Origin of the sequence: Frigoribacterium sp. Leaf415 (genome assembly GCF_001424645.1) — a bacterium.
Lineage (GTDB): Bacteria > Actinomycetota > Actinomycetes > Actinomycetales > Microbacteriaceae > Frigoribacterium.
In genome coordinates this window covers 2985857-3003454 of the sequence record NZ_LMQR01000001.1, presented here as the reverse complement: position 1 = coordinate 3003454, position 17598 = coordinate 2985857, and the positions used below count along the sequence as shown (strand labels likewise).

Annotated in this window: 16 protein-coding genes; 6 read left to right on the top strand and 10 right to left on the bottom strand. The window is 73.8% G+C overall.

What is annotated here, in order from left to right:
- Positions 1–407 precede the first annotated feature (407 nt).
- The 4 genes from ASG28_RS13955 to ASG28_RS13940 all read right to left on the bottom strand — a co-directional run bounded on the left by ASG28_RS13955 (position 408) and on the right by ASG28_RS13940 (position 3219).
- Positions 408–1367 carry a helix-turn-helix transcriptional regulator gene (locus ASG28_RS13955; protein WP_055976277.1) on the bottom strand — a complete coding sequence of 320 codons (960 nt, stop codon included), beginning with the start codon at positions 1365–1367 and terminating at the stop codon, positions 408–410.
- Between the two features lie 85 nt (positions 1368–1452).
- Complete coding sequence (locus ASG28_RS13950) at positions 1453–1911, bottom strand: hypothetical protein (RefSeq protein WP_055976274.1); 459 nt, start codon at positions 1909–1911, stop codon at positions 1453–1455.
- A gap of 166 nt (positions 1912–2077) precedes the next feature.
- Positions 2078–2632 (bottom strand): TetR/AcrR family transcriptional regulator, encoded by a 555-nt coding sequence (locus ASG28_RS13945; RefSeq protein WP_055976271.1) that lies wholly within the window; start codon positions 2630–2632, stop codon positions 2078–2080.
- A gap of 2 nt (positions 2633–2634) precedes the next feature.
- Positions 2635–3219, bottom strand: coding sequence for a sugar O-acetyltransferase (locus ASG28_RS13940; protein ID WP_055976268.1), 585 nt, complete (start codon positions 3217–3219; stop codon positions 2635–2637).
- A gap of 46 nt (positions 3220–3265) precedes the next feature.
- Here ASG28_RS13940 and ASG28_RS13935 point away from each other — a divergent pair, with 46 nt between their 5' ends.
- Together ASG28_RS13935 and ASG28_RS13930 are read left to right on the top strand one after the other, a co-directional pair.
- Positions 3266–4483: an MFS transporter gene (locus ASG28_RS13935; protein WP_055976265.1), complete on the top strand. Its 1218-nt coding sequence runs from the start codon at positions 3266–3268 to the stop codon at positions 4481–4483.
- Positions 4484–4499: 16 nt separating this feature from the next.
- Positions 4500–5894, top strand: coding sequence for an MFS transporter (locus tag ASG28_RS13930; protein ID WP_055976262.1), 1395 nt, complete (start codon positions 4500–4502; stop codon positions 5892–5894).
- Positions 5895–5978: 84 nt separating this feature from the next.
- On the opposite strand, the gene ASG28_RS13925 is transcribed toward ASG28_RS13930, so the two are convergent.
- Positions 5979–6290, bottom strand: coding sequence for an AzlD domain-containing protein (locus ASG28_RS13925; protein ID WP_055976259.1), 312 nt, complete (start codon positions 6288–6290; stop codon positions 5979–5981).
- Positions 6287–6991, bottom strand: a complete 705-nt coding sequence (locus ASG28_RS13920) for an AzlC family ABC transporter permease (RefSeq protein ID WP_235497085.1) — start codon at positions 6989–6991, stop codon at positions 6287–6289. Before ASG28_RS13920 ends, ASG28_RS13925 begins: the two co-directional genes overlap by 4 nt.
- 787 nt (positions 6992–7778) lie before the next feature.
- Here ASG28_RS13920 and ASG28_RS13915 point away from each other — a divergent pair.
- Positions 7779–8291 carry a BLUF domain-containing protein gene (locus ASG28_RS13915; protein WP_055976256.1) on the top strand — a complete coding sequence of 171 codons (513 nt, stop codon included), beginning with the start codon at positions 7779–7781 and terminating at the stop codon, positions 8289–8291.
- A 90-nt stretch (positions 8292–8381) separates the two neighbouring features.
- The gene (locus ASG28_RS13910) at positions 8382–10724 is read left to right on the top strand and encodes an alpha-galactosidase (protein WP_055976253.1); all 2343 of its coding nucleotides are present in this window, start codon (positions 8382–8384) and stop codon (positions 10722–10724) included.
- A gap of 185 nt (positions 10725–10909) precedes the next feature.
- Here ASG28_RS13910 and ASG28_RS13905 read toward each other — a convergent pair whose 3' ends face one another.
- On the bottom strand, positions 10910–12199 hold the full coding sequence (locus ASG28_RS13905) for an ROK family transcriptional regulator (RefSeq protein ID WP_055976251.1): 1290 nt from the start codon (positions 12197–12199) through the stop codon (positions 10910–10912).
- 236 nt (positions 12200–12435) lie between these two features.
- On the opposite strand from ASG28_RS13905, the gene ASG28_RS13900 reads away from it, so the two are divergent.
- Positions 12436–12672: a hypothetical protein gene (locus tag ASG28_RS13900; RefSeq protein ID WP_157485833.1), complete on the top strand. Its 237-nt coding sequence runs from the start codon at positions 12436–12438 to the stop codon at positions 12670–12672.
- A 152-nt stretch (positions 12673–12824) separates the two neighbouring features.
- On the opposite strand, the gene ASG28_RS13895 is transcribed toward ASG28_RS13900, so the two are convergent.
- The 3 genes from ASG28_RS13895 to ASG28_RS13880 form a co-directional block, all read right to left on the bottom strand.
- A complete protein-coding gene (locus ASG28_RS13895) occupies positions 12825–13097 on the bottom strand; it encodes a zinc-ribbon domain-containing protein (protein WP_055976243.1) in 273 nt (90 codons plus the stop codon).
- Positions 13098–13629: 532 nt separating this feature from the next.
- The gene (locus tag ASG28_RS13885) at positions 13630–16017 is read right to left on the bottom strand and encodes a heavy metal translocating P-type ATPase (RefSeq protein WP_255351276.1); all 2388 of its coding nucleotides are present in this window, start codon (positions 16015–16017) and stop codon (positions 13630–13632) included.
- An 80-nt stretch (positions 16018–16097) separates the two neighbouring features.
- Positions 16098–16325 carry a heavy-metal-associated domain-containing protein gene (locus ASG28_RS13880; RefSeq protein WP_054145925.1) on the bottom strand — a complete coding sequence of 76 codons (228 nt, stop codon included), beginning with the start codon at positions 16323–16325 and terminating at the stop codon, positions 16098–16100.
- A 174-nt stretch (positions 16326–16499) separates the two neighbouring features.
- Here ASG28_RS13880 and ASG28_RS13875 point away from each other — a divergent pair, with 174 nt between their 5' ends.
- Positions 16500–17336: an alpha/beta fold hydrolase gene (locus tag ASG28_RS13875; protein ID WP_055976236.1), complete on the top strand. Its 837-nt coding sequence runs from the start codon at positions 16500–16502 to the stop codon at positions 17334–17336.
- Positions 17337–17598 lie beyond the last annotated feature (262 nt).

Below are 17598 nucleotides of genomic sequence, written 5' to 3'. Positions count from 1 at the left end.
CACGACCCGCGATCCGCGACCCGTGCGCCGTCGGGCAGAACCCGCGATCCGCGACCCGCGCGCCGTCGGGCGCGACCCGCGTCGGGTGGCGACCCGCGCCTCCTGGGGGCTGCCCCGCGTCGCGCGCACGCCGCCGGGTGATGCGCACCGCGCCAGGAGGTGGTCACCGCGCCAGGACGTGGTCACCGCGCCAGGCTTTCTCGTGGCGCGGTGTCCACCTCCTGGCGTAGTGGCTGGCGGACTGGTCGCGCCACGCCCATCCCGCCATGAAGTGAACAGTCCGCCACGCGAAGACGTGGCGGACTGTTCACATCGTGGCGGCGTGCCCACCTCGGGGAGGCGCAGCCGGGGAAGCCCGACCGAGGAGGCGCGGCGCGGCCTGGTCGCGCCGGCCTGCCCGCGCGGCCTCAGCCCTGCAGCGTCGCGCTGGGGTACTCGCCGAAGCGCTTGACGTACGACGCCGTGAAGCGGCTCAGGTGCGTGAAGCCCCAGCGCTGCGCGACGGCGGCGACGGTGGCCTCGCCCGGAGCGAGCTCCTTCAGCTCGGCCTGCACGTGGTCGAGGCGGATCGTGCGGAGGTACTCGGTGGGCGTCACGCCGAGCTGACGGCTGAAGGCCTGCTGCAGTCCGCGCGGCGTGAGGTGCACGGCCTCGGCCAGCTGGGTCATGTTGACCGGCAGGTGCGAGTGCGTGTGCAGGTACTCGACGGCCTCGCGGAGGCGGGCGTTGCGCGGCACGAGCAGGGCGGGCGGCAGGTCGATCGACCGGTGCGAGAACGTGTCGAGCAACGCGAACGCCGACTCGCGCTTGAGCTCGGAGCGCAGCAGCTCGGTCGACTCGCCCCCGAGGATGGTCTTGGCCGCGTTGGTGATCGTGGCCTGCCAGCGACGCAGGTTCGCCAGGTCGGGCACGGCCGTGTGGTCGAACTGCAGCGGTCCGGCGAGGGCACCCTCGTGCTCGGCGGCCATGCGCTCGAGGTAGGCGGCGTCGAAGTGCACGAGGTTCTGGCGGTACTCGCGGACCTCGAACTCGAAGGCCTTGCCCGTCGGGAACATCAGCGGGCGGCCGATCTCGAACGCGGCCTCTTCGGCCCCGACGTCGACCCGACCCTCGCCCGCGGTGATCCAGGCGACGACGTACTCGCGCTCGGGCTGGATCGCCCCGCGGATGTCGCCGAGGAACATCGCCGACCGCAGCGTCATGTCCTCGTCGCCGGCCGTCGTGTAGCGGTAGGCGAACGTCTCTTGCCGGGTGTCGGTGCGGAACCCGGCGCCGTTGTAGGTGTCCTCGAACAGCGCGCGCGCCTGATCCATGTCGCGGCCGCCCATCTCGGAGCGCACCGGAGGCAGGGTCTGTTCGGGTTCCATCAGAGTGATCCTGCCATGCCGCGGGCGCTGAAAGAACGCCCTGATCGGGCGGAACCCCCGAAACGGGGGCGGACGTGCTCGGGGCTCACGCGCCGGTGGGACTCGACGCCGGGCCGAAGGCCTTCGTGAACGCCGCCTTGAGCACGGCCTTGAAGCCGGACGGCAGGCGCGTGCGGTGAAGCACGTCGGCCTCGACGACGAGCGCGAAGAAGGTCTCGCCCTCGACCAGACACCAGGCCCGCACCGTGTCGGTCGAGAACACGGCCTCGCCGTCGGGCTCGTCGGGGCTCTCGACGATGACGCGGTCCTCGTAGAGGGCCACCGCACCGTGCTCGCCGTTCATGGACGCCGAGCACTCGAAGATCAGATCGGGGTCGAGCGGGGGCGCGAAGTCGCCGAAGAAGAGGTCTGCCGCCGGCGTGCGGGCCGCGTCGCCGATCTCGCCGAAGTCGCTGGCGACGTTGAAGTCGCCGAACGCCGTGTCGGGGGCCGTCGAGGTGTCTCGACCGGGCACGCGGCGCGACATGTCGCTCTCTGCGTCCACTGGTTTCTCGACTCTCGTCCTGATCCGGTGCGTACCTTCTCACCGCCGTGCAGCTTCTGCACCTGTTCCATTAGAACGCCTGGCAAGGCAAGCCGCACCTCGACGAGACCCCAGTTCGGTTTGTGGCCATGACGATCTGGAGCGCAGGAGGCGCAGGTCGCGACGGTCAGGACACGCGCGTGATGCGCTCCACGGCCTCGCGGGTCAGGGCTCGACTCGGCGGAGACGGGTCGAGGGCGCGGTGGATCGAGAGCCCCTCGATCAGGGCGTCGACCTGACGGGCGGTGTCCGGGTCGAAGTGGCGCTCGAGCTCGACCCGGCTGCGCCGCATCCACTCCCGGGTGATCTCGCGGAAGCGCGGCTCCCGTGCGGCCAGCGTGTAGAGCTCGTAGCTGAGCACCTGGTCGCGGACCGCGGCCGGGCCGGTCAGGTCGTCGTGGACCAACGCGACCACCGCCTCCTTGGCCTCGTCGCGGGTGGTCGCGGCGCCGAGCCGCCCCTCGAAGCGCACGATGATCGTCTCGGCGAAGCGCGAGAACGCCTCGTGCAGCAGCTCGTCCATGCCGTCGAAGTGGTAGGTCATCGAACCGAGGGGCACGTCGGCACGCGCCGCGATCTTGCGGTGCGAGGCGCCGGCGACGCCGACCTCGGCCACGACGTCGAGCGTCACGTCGATGAGGCGGTCACGGCGGTCGGGCTCGGTGCGGCGGGCGGTCCCCATGGCTAGATGCTCCTCACCACGCGGGCCGGGTTGCCGACCGCGACGACGTTCGCGGGGACGTCCTTCGTCACCACCGCCCCGGCGCCGATCACGCTGTTGTCGCCGATCGTCACCCCGGGCAGCACGATCGCACCGCCGCCGAGCCAGACGTTGTCGCCGATGGTGATCGGCTTCGCGGCCTCGAGCTTGTCGCGACGGGGCTGCGGCTCGACCGGGTGCGTCGGGGTCAGCAACTGCACGTTCGGGCCGATCTGGCAGTCGGCCCCGATCGTGATCGGGGCCACGTCGAGCGCGGTCAGGCCGTAGTTGACGAAGGTGCCGGCCCCGATCGTGATGAACGTGCCGTAGTCGACGTACACCGGAGGCCGCACGTGCGCCGTCTCGTGCAGGCTGCCGAACAGCTCGCGGGCGACGGCCTGCGCGGCGTCGACGTCGTCGGCGAAGGCCGCGGCGAACCGTGCCTGCAGCGTGACGGCGCGCTGCTGCTGCTGCGCGATCTCGGGGTCGTCCGAGACGTAGAGGTCGCCCGCGAGCATGCGCTCGTGGTTCGTCCGCGGATCGCCGGCGAAGTGGTCGATGGTCGTCATGACCGCCACCCTAGACGACGAGCGTACGAACGTACACACTGGACGCATGACGAACCGACCGCCGTTCAGCCCCGAGCTCGCCCGACGCCGGGCGGCGGTGTTCGTGTTCATGGCGGTCGTCGGCGTCTCGCTCGCCTCGTGGGTCGTGCGGACCCCGGCCATCCGCGACCTGCTGCAGGCGTCGACGGGCGAGATGGGCCTCGTCATCTTCGGCCTGTCGGTCGGGTCGATGGGCGGCATCCTGTCCTCCGCTCCGATCGTGCGACGCCACGGAGCCCACCGCGCCGTCGCGATCGGCGGCAGCTCGCTGGTCGCCGGCGTGGCCCTCGTCGGCCTGGCCGCGTCGCTCTCGATCACCCCCGGCGTCTTCGTCGGCCTCGCCCTGGTCGGCGCGGGAGTCGGCCTCGCCGAGATCGCCGTCAACATCGAGGGCGCCGCGATCGAGACCGCCTCGGGCCGGTCGGTGCTGCCCGTGCTCCACGGCTGCTTCAGCCTCGGCACGGTCGCGGGGGCCGGCCTCGGCATCCTGCTCACGGCGACGCACGTGCCCGTCCAGTGGCACCTGCTCGGAGTCGCGCTCGCGGGTGGCGCCGCACTGGTCTGGGCGGTGCCGATCGTGCCGCGGACGACCGGACGCTCCGACGAGCGGGCCGAGCGCGCCTCCGGGGTCCGGGCCCGACTCGCCGGGTCGCTGGCGGTCTGGCGCGACCGCCGGCTCGTGCTGATCGGGCTGATCGTGCTGGCGCTCGCCCTGGCCGAGGGGTCGGCCAACGACTGGCTGCCGTTGCTCTTCGTCGACGGCCACGGAGTCTCGGCGACCGCCGGCACGGTCGTCTTCACGGCGTTCGCGGCGGCGATGACGGTCGGGCGGTTCCTCGGCGAGCCACTGCTCGCCCGCTTCGGCCACGCGACCGTGCTGCGCGCCAGCGCGCTCGTCTCGGCGGTCGGCATCGCCCTCGTCGTCTTCGCGGACTCGGTCGTCGTCGCGGGCGTCGCCGTCGTGCTCTGGGGTCTCGGCGCCGCCCTGGGCTTCCCGGTGACCGTCTCGGCCGCGGCCGACAGCGACGACCCCACGACGGCGGTCGGAGCCGTCGCGACGATGGCCTACGTGGCGTTCCTGGTCGGGCCGCCGCTGCTCGGTTTCGTCGGCGAACACGTGGGCCTGCGCAGCGCGATGATCGTCGTGCTGGTCGTGGTCGCGGGCGCCTCGCTGATCACCTCGGCGGCGCGTCCCCGCGAGCGGACCGCCGCCGCCCGGCCTTAGTGTACGTTCGTACACCATGACGTCACCGACGACCTCTCCCGCCGCCCCGGCCCGCACCGTGCCGACGCGCGAGGACCGCCGAGCCCGACTCGGCGTCGCCCTGCTCTTCTTCACCAACGGCGCGCTGTTCGCGAACATCCTGCCGCGCTACCCCGCCATCAAGGACGGCCTCGACCTGTCGAACGCCGACTTCGGCCTGGCCGTCGCGGCGTTCCCGGTCGGCGCGCTCGTCGCGGGGCTCGGGGCCGGGTGGCTGATCCGTCGCTTCCGGTCGTCACGGGTGGCCGTGATCGGCACGGTGATCACCGGGGTCGCCGTGCTGCTGGCCGGCATCGCCCCGGTCGGCGGGCTGCTGGCGGCGGGCTTCCTGCTCGCCGGCGCCCTGGACGCCATCGTCGACGTCTCGCAGAACTCGCACGGACTGCGCGTGCAGTACCGCTACCGCCGGTCGATCCTCAACTCGTTCCACGCCGTGTGGAGCGTCGGGGCCGTCCTCGGCGGCCTGATGGGCGGCGCGGCGGCCGGGCTCGACATCCCGATCGCCTGGCACCTCGGGGTGTCGGCCCTGGTCTTCGCCGTCGTGGCGCTCGTCGCGTACCCGCTGCTCTTGGCCGGGCCCGAACCGGCCGAGGGCTCGCGCGAGACGGCCGACGCGGTGGTCGAGTCCGGCGCCGACGTGGCGGCGGGCGCGGGGCCCGGCGTCGCGCCCGTGGCGGGCGGCCCCGACGTCGGAGCGCAGGAGGCGCGGGCCGGCTCGACGACCGGGGCGGGCTCCGTCGACGACTCGACCCGCGCCTCCTCGGCTCGTGACGGTCGCCGGGTCTCGCCCGGGTTCGTCGCGAAGTGGGGCGTGCTGCTGGCCCTGGTCGTGATCGCGTCGTCCGGCGCGGTCGTCGAGGACGCGGGCAGCACGTGGGCCGCGCTCTACCTGGGGTCGCTCGGGGCCGGCGTGACGGTCGCCGCCCTCGGGTTCGTGTCGCTGCAGGGGGCCCAGTTCGTCGGACGCCTGCTCGGCGACGGCATGGTCGACCGCTTCGGCCAGAAGGCCGTCGCCCGGGCCGGAGGCGTGTTCGTCGCGGTGGGCATGGGCGTCGCGCTGGCGTTCCCCTCGGTGGTCGGCACGATCGTCGGCTTCGCGGCGGCGGGGTTCGGCGTCGCGACCCTGATCCCGGCGGCGATGCACGCGGCGGACAACCTGCCCGGGTTCCGGGCCGGCACGGGGCTGACGCTGGTCAGCTGGCTGCTGCGGCTGGGATTCCTGGCGTCGCCGCCCGTCGTCGGGTTCGTCGCGGACTCGGTCGGACTGCGGTACGGACTGCTGCTCGTGCCCGTGGTCGGGGTGGCCGTCGTGCTGCTCGGCGGGGTGCTCGAGGGGCGCCGGGCCCGGGGGGCGGCACCGCGCGGCAGCTGATCCGGTACGGGCCGGATCGGCGGGTCGGCGGGTCGGCGGGCCGGCGGGTCGGCGGGTCGGCGGCGGTGGCGGCGGCGCGGCCGGTCAGGACAGGCCGAGCAGGCGCAGGCCCGCGGCGGCGGCGGCTCCGACGATCACCACGACGAGGAACGGCGCACGCAAGAGCAGGGCCACCGCGGCCGCGACCAGCGCCCCGAGCCGGGCGTCGAGCACGAGCTGCTGCCCGGTGGCGACGGCGTTCGCCATGGTCAGCGACGCCAGCAGCCCGATCGTGAGCGTGCCCGCGACCCGCGCCACGCGAGGATTCGTGAGCCAGCGGCGGGGCACGAGGTACCCGAGCAATTTGGTGGCGTAGGCGACCACGCAGGCGACGGCGATCCAGACCCAGGTGCTCACGCCGCGCCTCCTCGGCTCGTGGGGTCGGCGCCCGGGGCCGCGGCCGGCGCCGCGCCGGGACGCTCGCGCGCACCCCGCCAGCCGAGGGCCGCGGCGACGACGGCCGCCACCAGGATCGGCCCCCCCGGAGGCACGAACGGCACCGCGACGACGGTCACCACCGCGCACGCGACGGCGACCGCGGCCGCGTCGCGGGAACGGAGGCGCGGCCACAGCAACGCGAGGAACGCCGCGACGGCCGCTCCGTCGAGTCCCCAGTCACGCGGGTCGCCCATGGCGTCCCCGGCGAGCGCGCCGACCAGGGTGAAGAGGTTCCAGAGCACGAAGACGCCGACCCCTGCGACCCAGAAGCCGCGGCGCTGCTCGACGGGATCGGTCTGACCGGTGCTCGTGGCGAGCGACTCGTCGATGGTGACGTGCGCGGCGACCAGCCGACGCCAGCCGCGCGGGTGCAGCAGGGCGTTGAGCTGCATGCCGTAGACCGCGTTGCGGATGCCGAGCAGGGCCGCGGCGGACGCGGCTGCCGAGCCCGCGCCTCCTCCGGCGACGACGCCGACGAAGGCGAACTGCGAACCGCCGGAGAACAACAGCAGGCTCAGGACACAGGTCTGCGCGGTGGTCAGACCCGAGGCCACGGCGAGCGCCCCGAACGAGACGCCGTAGAGGCCGGTCGCGACGGCGATCGACGCCCCCACGCGGATGCCTGGCGAGCGGCGCCACGGGGTCGGGGTGGCTGGCTCGGCTGGCTGCCGGCCCCCGGGGAGCGGTTCGGGCGCGGGGGTGGACGGCACGGCTCCAGCGTAGGGCGGTCGAACGGGGCCCCGGGGCGGGTCGCACCACCCATGCGTCGTCGAACCACGCACGGGGGTGGTTCGACGACGCATGGGTGGTGCGACCCGGCGGAAGCGGGCCCAGGAGACTCCGCCCGAAGCTGATCCGGCACGTACCGGATCAGCCTCCCCGCGTGCCCGCCCTGCGTGCCGAACCCGACCTGGCCCGCACGTCCCCGCGGACCTGACCCGCACGTCCCCGCGGACCTGCCCCGCGCCTCCCCGTGGACCGATTCCGCACCTCCCCCCGTACCGAACCCGACCTGACCCGCGCGTCCCCGCGTACCTGACCCGCACGTCCCCACGGACCTGACCCGCGCCTCCCCGCGGACCGACTCCGCACCTCCCCCGTACCGAACCCGACCTGACCCGCGCGTCCCCGCGTACCGAACCCGACCATCGGAGCTCGACACGCCGCTCACGTTCGTCCGAGGGCGCCGTTCGCCGGCGTCTTGTCGCGATTTGCACACTCGGCGGGCGGGGCGGGGCGGGGCAGGGCGGGCAGGGCGGGGCGGGGCGGGGCAGGGCGGGCAGGGCGGGGCGGGGCGGGCAGGGCAGGGCGGGCGGGCGCGGGCGGGGAGGGCCCAGAACTGGGGAGGGCGGTGGGGCCGGACGGCGTGCAGACTCGATCGAGCCCTGAGCCCGAGGAGGCCCGCCCGTGCTGTCCACCGTGTACGTCAGCCGATCGTCGTACCCCTTCACCGACGACGACCTGGCCAACCTGCTGATGACCAGCCGGTCGAACAACGCCCGGCTGGGCATCACCGGCATGCTGCTGCACCGCGAGGGGCGCTTCATCCAGGTGCTCGAGGGGCCCGACGAGGCCGTCCGCGAGCGCCTCGCGGTCATCGCCCGTGACCCCCGACACACGGCTGTCCACACCATCGTCGACGAGCGCGTCGAGGACCGGCTGTTCCCTGCCTGGACCATGGGCTACCGCGCCGTCACGGACGACCTCGCCTCGGTGATCCCGGGCTACGCCGACGTCTTCGACACCGACACCGGCACGAGCTCCGGCACGGGCACGGGCGCCGACGCGAACGCCGGCGGCCGCGACGGCTTCAGCAACCTGTCCCCGTCGTCGTCGCACAAGGTCCGCACCCTGCTGCGCTGGTTCCGCGACCAGCCGACCGACGTGACCGACGAGCTGTTCTCGCCCCGCGCCTCCTGACCCCGAAGGCGACCTCGACGGGGTTGTGACGCCCGCGCGACGTCGGAGATACTTTTCAGACGAAAGTATCTGCCGCCGTCTGGAGCACCCGTGTCGCACCCCACCCCGTCGCCCACCGTCGTCGCGCCGCCCGAGGCACCCGACGCGTTCGTCCACCTGAGCAGCGCCGGCGTCAGCCTGCTGCTCGACGTCACCGACGCGCGCCTGCCGGCGGTCCTGCACTGGGGCGCCGCCCTCGGTCGGCCGACGCTCGACGACGTGCGGTCCCTCGCCGCCGCCGCGGTGCCGCCGTACGTCAACAACCTGATGGACGACCCGGTGCGACTGGCGATCCTGCCCGAGCACCACGCGGGCTGGTCGGGCAAGCCCGGCGTCGGCGGCCATCGCTCGGACGGCGCCGACTGGTCGCCGCGGTTCACGGTCGACACGCTCGACGTGACGGGCGAGGCCGAGGCGACCCGCGCCTCCTCGGGTCCCGGGCTGGTCGACGCGGGAGCCGCCCTCGTCACGGTCGAGGCGCACGACGACGTGGCCGGGCTGGCGATCGTGCTCGAGATCGAGCTGACGGCGAGCGGACTCGTCCGCACCAGGGCCGAGCTGACGAACGTCGCCGGACGACGCGCGGGCGGCCGACGCGAGGGCCGGGGTGCCACCGGCGACGACCGGCCGGCGAGCACCGCGGCCGGTGCCGCGAGCACCGCGGCCGACGTCTACACGCTCACCGACCTGCACCTGGCCCTGCCGGTGCCGCCGCGGGCCCGCGAGATCCTCGACTTCGCGGGCCGCTGGGGCAAGGAGCGCACGCCGCAGCGCCGCGAGCTCGTCGTCGGCGTGCACGAGCGCGAGGGACGCAAGGGTCGCACCGGCCCCGACGCCGCCACCGTGCTGAGCGTCGGCGTGCCCGGGTTCGGCTTCGGCACGGGCTCGGGCGAGGTCTGGGGGCTGCACGTCGGGTTCAGCGGCAACCACCGGCACTACGCCGAACGCCTGTCGACCGGAGCGCAGGTGCTGGGCGGCGGCGAGCTGCTGCTGCCGGGCGAGCTGCGACTCGAGGTGGGCGAGTCGTACCGCAGCCCGTGGGTCTTCGGCTCGTACGGCGACGGCCTCGACGACCAGGCCCGACGGTTCCACCGGTGGCTGCGCTCCCGCGAGCAGCACCCGACCCGCCCGCGCCCGATGACGATCAACGTCTGGGAGGCCGTCTACTTCGACCACGACCTCGCCCGCCTCCGCGACCTGGCCGACCGGGCCGCCGCACTCGGCGTCGAGCGGTACGTGCTCGACGACGGGTGGTTCCGGGGGCGACGGGACGACCACGCCGGCCTCGGCGACTGGGTGGTCGACGCCGACGTCTGGCCCGACGGCCTGTCACCGCTGATCGACCACGTCACGGGCCTCGGCATGGAGTTCGGCCTCTGGTTCGAGCCCGAGATGGTCAACGAGGACAGCGACCTCGCCCGGGAGCACCCCGAGTGGCTCCTGCAGACCGGTGACCGCCTCCCCCCGCGGTCGCGCGACCAGCAGGTGCTGAACCTCGGCGTCCCCGGGGCGTACGAGCACGTGCTCGGCCAGATGACGGCGGTCCTCACCGAGTACGACATCGCCTACCTGAAGTGGGACCACAACCGCGACCTCGTCGACGCCGGCACCTGGCCGACCGGTGCCGCGGGCGTCCACGAGCAGACCCTCGCGGCGTACCGGCTGATGGACGAGCTCAAGGCGAGGTTCCCCGGGCTCGAGATCGAGTCGTGCTCGTCCGGCGGCGCCCGCGTCGACCTGGGCGTGCTCGAGCGCACCGACCGCGTCTGGGTCAGCGATTGCATCGACCCGCTCGACCGGCAGCAGATGAACCGCTGGACGATGCAGCTGCTGCCCCCCGAGCTGCTCGGCTCACACATCGCCTCGGGCGTCAGCCACTCGACCGGCCGCTGGCACGAGCTGTCGTTCCGGGCCGGCACCGCCCTGTTCGGCCACCTCGGCATCGAGTGGGACCTCGCCCGGGCGACCGACGCCGAGAACCGCGACCTCGCCGCGTGGATCGCCCTCTACAAAGAGCACCGCCACCTGATGCACACGGGCGACGTCGTGCGGGTCGACGGGGCCGACCCGTCGCTGCTGGTCTACGGCTCGGTCGCCACCGACGCGAGCGAGGCCCTGTTCTTCCTCGCCTCCGTCGGGCGATCCGACGTCGCACCGCTCGGCCGCGTGCTGCTGCCCGGACTCGACCCCGAGCGGCGGTACCGGGTGGCCCCCGTGACCGTCGGGGCGCCGGACCACGGCCTGACGCCGCCGCCGTGGTGGGGTGCGGCGGACGAGGGCGGCGCCTACCCGGGGGTCGTGCTCGACGGGCGCGCCCTGGCGGTCGCCGGGTTGCAGGCGCCGTCGTCGTTCCCCGAGCGCGTCGTGCTGCTGCGGGTCACCGCCGAGGGCTGAGGGCGGGCGGCTCTCGGTGCCGGCGAGCCCCGTTCCGTGCGATGAACCACGAAGATGCGTGGTTCATCGCACGGAACGGGGTTCTCGACGGGTCGGAGGCGCGGGTCGCGCAGGAGGCGCGGGTCGCGCAGGAGGCGCGGGTCGGGCAGGAGGCGCGGGTCGCGTCTCGAGGAGTGCGCGCGGCGTCAGCGTCCGAGCGCGTGCATCTGGATCGCGACGGCGGCGGCGCCTCGGGCCCACTCGTCGAACCGGAACTCCTGAACGATGAGTCTCGGCGGGGGAACTGCCCGGTGGGTGCCGCACTCGATCGCGGAAGCGACCGCGGCTCCGCCGACGGTCGCGAGCCGCACGCCCTCGCCCGACAGCAGGACCACCTCGGGGTCGAGCACGTTCAGTACGCCCGCGATCAGCTGCCCCAGGACGTCGGCGGCGGTGTCGACGACGACCCGCGCCTCCTCGTGTCCGTCGGCGGCGAGGGCGAGCAGGTCGTCGTAGGCGACCGGGCGGCCGAGGGCCCGGGCGGCGGCGGCCTCGACCGCGGCGACCGTGAGGAACGCTCCGGCGCAGTCGTGGTGACCGAGGTCGCAGGTCGGGGCCGACGCGTCGGCGGCGGCTGCGGCGGGGGTGCGCACCGGCACAGGCGCCGGGGTGGGCACCGGCACGGCTACGGGCGCGGGCGCTGACGCCGGCACCGGCACCGGCACCGGCACCGGCACCACGATCCGCTGGTGCCCGATGCTGCCCGCCGACGAGTGCGCCCCGCCGAGCACCTCGCCCGCGGCGACGAGGCCGAGCCCCACGCCCGCGCCGATCGTCACGAGGGCGAACGACCGCAGCCCGCGCCCCTCGCCGAACCAGTGCTCGGCCTGGGTCAGCGCGCGGACGTCGTTCTCGACCCAGGTCGGCAGGCCGGTCGAGGCGGTCAGCAGGTCGGCGAGGGGAACGTCGTCCCAGCCGAGGAACGGTGCGTGCCGCACGCGCGCACGGTCGACGACCTGTCCACCGACCGTGACGCCGACCGCTCGGATGCGGTCGTCCCGGGCCCGGGCCGCGGTCACGACCGCCCCGACCTGGCCCACGACCGCGACGGGCGACGGGTCGGGCAGGGGTTCGTCGTGCTCGACCAGCACCCCGCCCCGCTGGTCCGTCACGACGACGAAGAGGCGGTCACGGGTCAGCTTGACGCCGACGAAGTGGTGCGCGTCCGGGTCGAGGTCGAGCGGGACCGAGGGCCGACCCGAGCCGGACGGCGCGAGGGAGGGTCGCTCGACCAGCAGCCCGCTCTCGAGCAGGGGCTTGGTGATGCGCGTGAGGCTCGGGCCCGACAGGCCGAGCCGGGTGGCGAGCTCGGTCCGCGGGCGGGCCCCGTGCACGAGGATGTCGAGCACCACGGCCTGGGCGCTCCCGGCCAGCGGCGACCAGCCGCCGCCGGCGTGCCCGAGGGCCCCGTGCCCGAGATCGTGGGAGTCCGTCACGCGACGATCCTATGCAGCCGACCCGCGCCTCCTGGTCGTGACCCCGGGGGCCGATCGGGCCGAGTCGGGGCCGGGTCGGGCGCCGGGTCGGGCCGATTCAGGGCCGAGTCGGTGCCGCGTCGGGGCCGCGTCGTGCGGGGTCGAGCCCGTCCCGGACGCGGCTGCGTACCCCGGCACCCGAATTGGGGGACAACCGACCGCCCTCTCGTGGCCGAACATGAGTCGTGGTGACCCTCATGGACGACACGCGCGAACTGCCCCTCTGCACGTTGTGCGCCGCGCCGACCCGTCGCGAGCCCAACCCGTTCTACGGCACGGCCCTCTCGGTGCACCGCCACGTGCTCGTCTGCACCTCGTGCGCGACCGTCGGTTTCGCCCCGGTCGTCGACGACGTCCCCGAGGAGGCGCGGCGCCGGTCCCACCCCGTCGGCCTCCGTGCCCGTGTGGCCGGCTGGTACCGCGCGCTGCCCTGACCGCGCGCCGCGCCTCCCGCGCTCCCGCCTCCTGCGCCTCCCGTGCCGAAAAACCACTGACGGGACAGAACACCCCGGAACGCCGCGGTGTTCTGTCCCGTCAGGGGTGTTCGGCTGCGTGCTGCCCAGCGGTCGGTCAGCCCTGTGGTCGGTCAGCCCTGTGGTCGGCCGCCGCGGGATGCCGCCGCGTGCTCGGCGTCGGCCTGGAACCGCTCGGCCGCCTCGGAGTCGAGCTCCGTGCCCGCACCGCAGTAGGCGCAGGTGTAGACGTGCTTCGTCGAGTACGGGATCACCGGGATGAAGAACAGCGTGAACCACCGACGGTGCTTGACCAGGCGCTGCGCGGCCTCGTTGCCGCAGACCCGGCAGACGAAGAAGAGGACGCCCAGCAGGGCGCTCGTGCCCTTGGTGCCGAAGATGATCATGCGCTCACCCTAGGCGGGACCGGGGCAGCCGGCGGGAGCGGGCCCCGGGGCCTGATGACCCCGGGACCCTGTTCCCAGCCCTTGCGCACCAGGTCGACCGCGAACCGGGCGACGGTCACGACGAGAGTCGCGATCTGCCACCACGGCACGGTCTTCCTGGGCGGGCGGCGGTCGTCCTCGGACATCCGCTCCCTCCTCTCGGTGTTCGCGCCGGCGAACACCGCGAGAGAGCCAGGGACCCACCCCGTGGGAACGACGTTTGCACGTCGATCGTCATGGGATTACACTTCCGATCAGATGAAGCGGGATCTCTGTTGGGTCCCTGGTTCTCTTCACGGAGAGCACATCGAAGCCCGAGATCGGTTCCACGGTCTCGGGCTTCGCCATGCCCGGGGGTCGTGTCAGGCCGCCCGCCGGTGGTCGCACCATGAACTGAACATCGCACCGCCGAAACAGGCGGTGCGACGTTCAGCAGGCGGTGCGACACGTGCCCGCGCAGCTCACCGGCGGCACGACTCGTGCCCGCCCCACCTCACCCGGCGCGGAACCGCCGCAGGCGCAGGCTGTTCGTCACGACGAACACCGACGACGCCGCCATCGCCGCACCGGCCAGCACGGGGTTGAGCAGTCCGAGCATCGCGACCGGGATCGCCGCGACGTTGTAGGCGAAGGCCCAGAACAGGTTGCCCTTGATCGTGCCGAGGGTCGCCCGTGCCAGGCGGATGGCGTCGGCCACCCCGGCGAGCTCGCCGCTGACGACGGTCAGGTCTCCCGCCGCGATCGCCGCGTCCGTGCCGGTCCCGAGGGCGATGCCGAGGTCGGCCGTGGCGAGGGCCGCCGCGTCGTTGACGCCGTCGCCGACCATGGCGACGACGCGACCCTCCGCCTGCAACCGGGCCACCGCCTCCACCTTCTGCTGCGGGGTCGCCTGCGCGATCACGTCCGCCGCGGCGATGCCGACCTGCGCCGCGACGTGCCGGGCCGCGCCCGCGTTGTCGCCGGTCAGCAGCACGGGCGTCAGACCCAGGCCGCGGAAGCGCTCGACGGCCTCACGCGCACTGGGCTTCACGGTGTCGGCGACGGTGACGACTCCCCGCACCCGACCGTCCCAGGCGACGGCGACGGGGGTCGCACCGGTCGCCTCGGCCGCGACGAACGCGGTCTCGAGTTCGGGAGGCGCGGTGACCGACCACTCGTCGGCCAACCACCCGGGGCGGCCGACGAGCACGAGCATGCCGTCGACGAGGGCCTGCACGCCGGCCCCGGCGTGGGCGGCGAACCCGTCGGCGGCCGGGACGACGACCCCGCGTCGGGCGGCCTCGGCCTCGATCACCCGGGCGACCGGATGCTCCGAGCCGGACTCGACGGCGGCGGCCCGGGCCAGGACGTCGTCGACCTCGACGGCACCGGCATCGGCATCGGCATCGGCATCGCCCACGACCACCTCGCGCACGCTCATCCGCCCCGTCGTCACCGTCCCGGTCTTGTCGAGGACGATCGTGTCGACCGTGCGGGTGCGCTCGAGCACCTGCGGCCCGCGGATCACGATGCCGAGCTGCGAGCCGCGGCCCGTGCCGACGAGCAGTGCGGTCGGCGTCGCGAGCCCCAGCGCGCACGGGCAGGCGATGATCAGGGTGGCGACGGCGGCGGTGAACGCGGTCTGCAGCGACCCGGTGAAGAAGCCGCCGGAACCGCCGGCCACGGAACCGGCCCCGGCCCCGGCCCCGGCCCCCTCGACCAACCCGCCGAACGCGAGCCAGCCGACGAAGGTCAGCACGGCCAGCCCGATCACGACCGGCACGAACACGGCCGACACCCGGTCCGCCAGCCGCTGCACCTCGGCCTTGCCGCTCTGCGCCTCCTCGACGAGACGTCCGAGGCGGGCGAGCTCGGTGTCGGCCCCGACGCGGGTGATCTCGACGAGCAGGCGCCCGCCGACGTTGAGCGTCGCACCGACCACGCGGTCTCCCGGGCCCACCTCGACCGGCACCGACTCGCCGGTGAGCATGCTCAGGTCGACCGCCGAGGTGCCCTCGCGCACGAGGGCGTCGCTGGCGATGGCCTCGCCCGGACGGACGACCACGAGGTCGCCGGGTACCAGACCCGCGGTGGCGACCCGCGCCTCCTGACCGTCGCGCAGCACGGTGGCCTCCTTCGCGCCGAGCTCGAGCAGGGCGCGCAGGGCCTCGCCCGAGCGGCGCTTGGCGCGGGCCTCGAGCCAGCGTCCGAGCAGGATGAACACCGTCACGGCCGCGGCGACCTCGAGGTAGAGCTCGGTCGGGCCGCCGTGGGTCGCGACCAGGCTGAACGACATGTGCGTGCCGGGTCGCCCCGCGTCGCCGAAGAAGAGCGCCCAGAGCGACCAGGCGAAGGCGGCGATCACGCCGACGCTGACGAGGGTGTCCATGGTCGCGGCACCGTGGCGGGCGTTCACCGCGGCGGCGCGGTGGAAGGGCCAGGCACCCCAGACGGCGACCGGTGCCGCGAGGGTCAGCGCGAGCCACTGCCAGTTCGTGAACTGCAGGGCCGGCACCATCGAGAGCACGACGACGGGCAGGGCGAGGGCGGCGCTGACGAGGGTGCGGTGGCGCAGGGCGTCGACCTCGGCGACCCGGGCGTCCGCGGCGGCGTCGGCCGAGCCGTCGGCCGCGCCGGCCGAGGACGCAGGAGGCGCGGGCACGGTGGCCCCGTACCCCGCGGCGGCCACCGTGGCGATGAGCGCGTCGACGTCGGGCACGACGGGGTCGCCGTCGCGTGCGTCGCCGACCGCGCCGGCCGCGACCCGCACGTGCGCCTTCTCGGTCGCGTAGTTGACCGACGCCTCGACGCCGGGGAGCTTGTTGAGCTTGCGCTCGATGCGGTTCGCACAGGAGGCGCAGGTCATGCCGGTGATGTCCAACTGCACAGCGTCGAGTTGCACGGCGTCCGGCTGCACGGCGGCAGGCGGGACGGTGCCCCGCGGGACGCTCCCGCCCGGCCGGCCCGCGCCTCCTGCGGTGGTCATCGTGCGGAGAGCTGGTAGCCGGCCTCTTCGACGGCGGCCCGCAGCTGGTCGTGCTCGACGGTGGCGTCGGCCTGGACCGAGACGGTCGACGCGCCTCCCGGGTTGAGGTCGACCTCGACCGAGTCGACGCCGTCGACCTCGGAGAGCTCTTCGGTGACGCTCGCGACGCAGTGCTCGCAGGTCATGCCGTCGACCTGCAGGGTGGTGATGGTGGTGTCGGTCATGCTCGGTCCTCTCGATCGGCCCTCAGGTTATACCCCCTAGGGGTATCGATGCCAGGGGTGCCCGCTCTTGTCCCCCACCTCCGAGATGCCTCCGCGTCGAGGCGGCGCCCGGGGTGGCGGACTACGAACGGAGACGGACCCGCCAGGACGGCGGGAGAGAGAAGGCACCCGACCATGACCGAGATCACCGCACACCACGGCCTCTTCAAGGACACGAACCTCCACGTCGACGACACCGGCGGCACGGGCCGCACCGTCGTCCTGATCCACGGCTGGCCCCTGTCGGGCGAGTCCTGGAGCAAGCAGGTCCCCGCGTTCGCCGACGCCGGCTACCGCGTCGTCACCTACGACCGCCGCGGCTTCGGACGCAGCGACAAGCCCAAGACGGGCTACGACTACGACCACCTGACCGAGGACCTGCACACCGTCCTCACCGAGCTCGACCTGAACGACGTCACGCTCGTCGGCTTCTCGATGGGTGGCGGCGAGGTCGCCCGCTACTTCAGCAAGTACGGCACCGAGCGCCTGCACAGCGTCGTCTTCGCCTCGGCCGTGCCGCCGTACCTGATGAAGACCGACGACAACCCCGACGGCCCCCTCACGAAGGAGGCCGCCGCCGACATGACGGCCGGCCTGACCAAGGACGAGGACTCGTTCTACGAGGACTTCACGACCGGCTTCTTCTCGGTCGACGGCGTGCTCAAGGTCTCCGAGGCCGACCGCCAGGACGCCCTCCGTCTCGCCAAGCAGGCTGACAAGACGGCTGCGCTCGAGGCCATGGCCTCGTTCGCGAACACGGACTTCCGTGACGACCTGACCAAGGTCACCGTGCCGACGCTGGTCATCCACGGCGACGGCGACGCGACCGTGCCCTACGAGGGATCGGGTGCGCGCACGCACGCGGCCATCGCCAGGTCCGAGCTGCACGTGATCGCCGGTGCACCGCACGGTGCGAACGTCAGTGACGCCGACGAGTTCAACCGCGTCGTGCTCGAGTTCCTGAAGAAGTAGGGCGGAACCCGACGCGACCGCAGGAGGCGCGGTGCCGGTCCTCGAGACCGGTGCCGCGCCTCCCGCACGTCCGGCTCGACCCGTCGCGCACCCTCGCCCCTCGTTCGGGGGTGAAGGTCACGGGCGGGTAACGAAGTGACCGAGATCCAAACCTTCTCGCCCCCGGTGGCGAACCCTGTACATCCCCACCGGGACCAACAGACAAGGAGCTTCACCATGAACGCCTTCACTCGCAAGCGCATCACGAAAGCCGCCTTCGGCA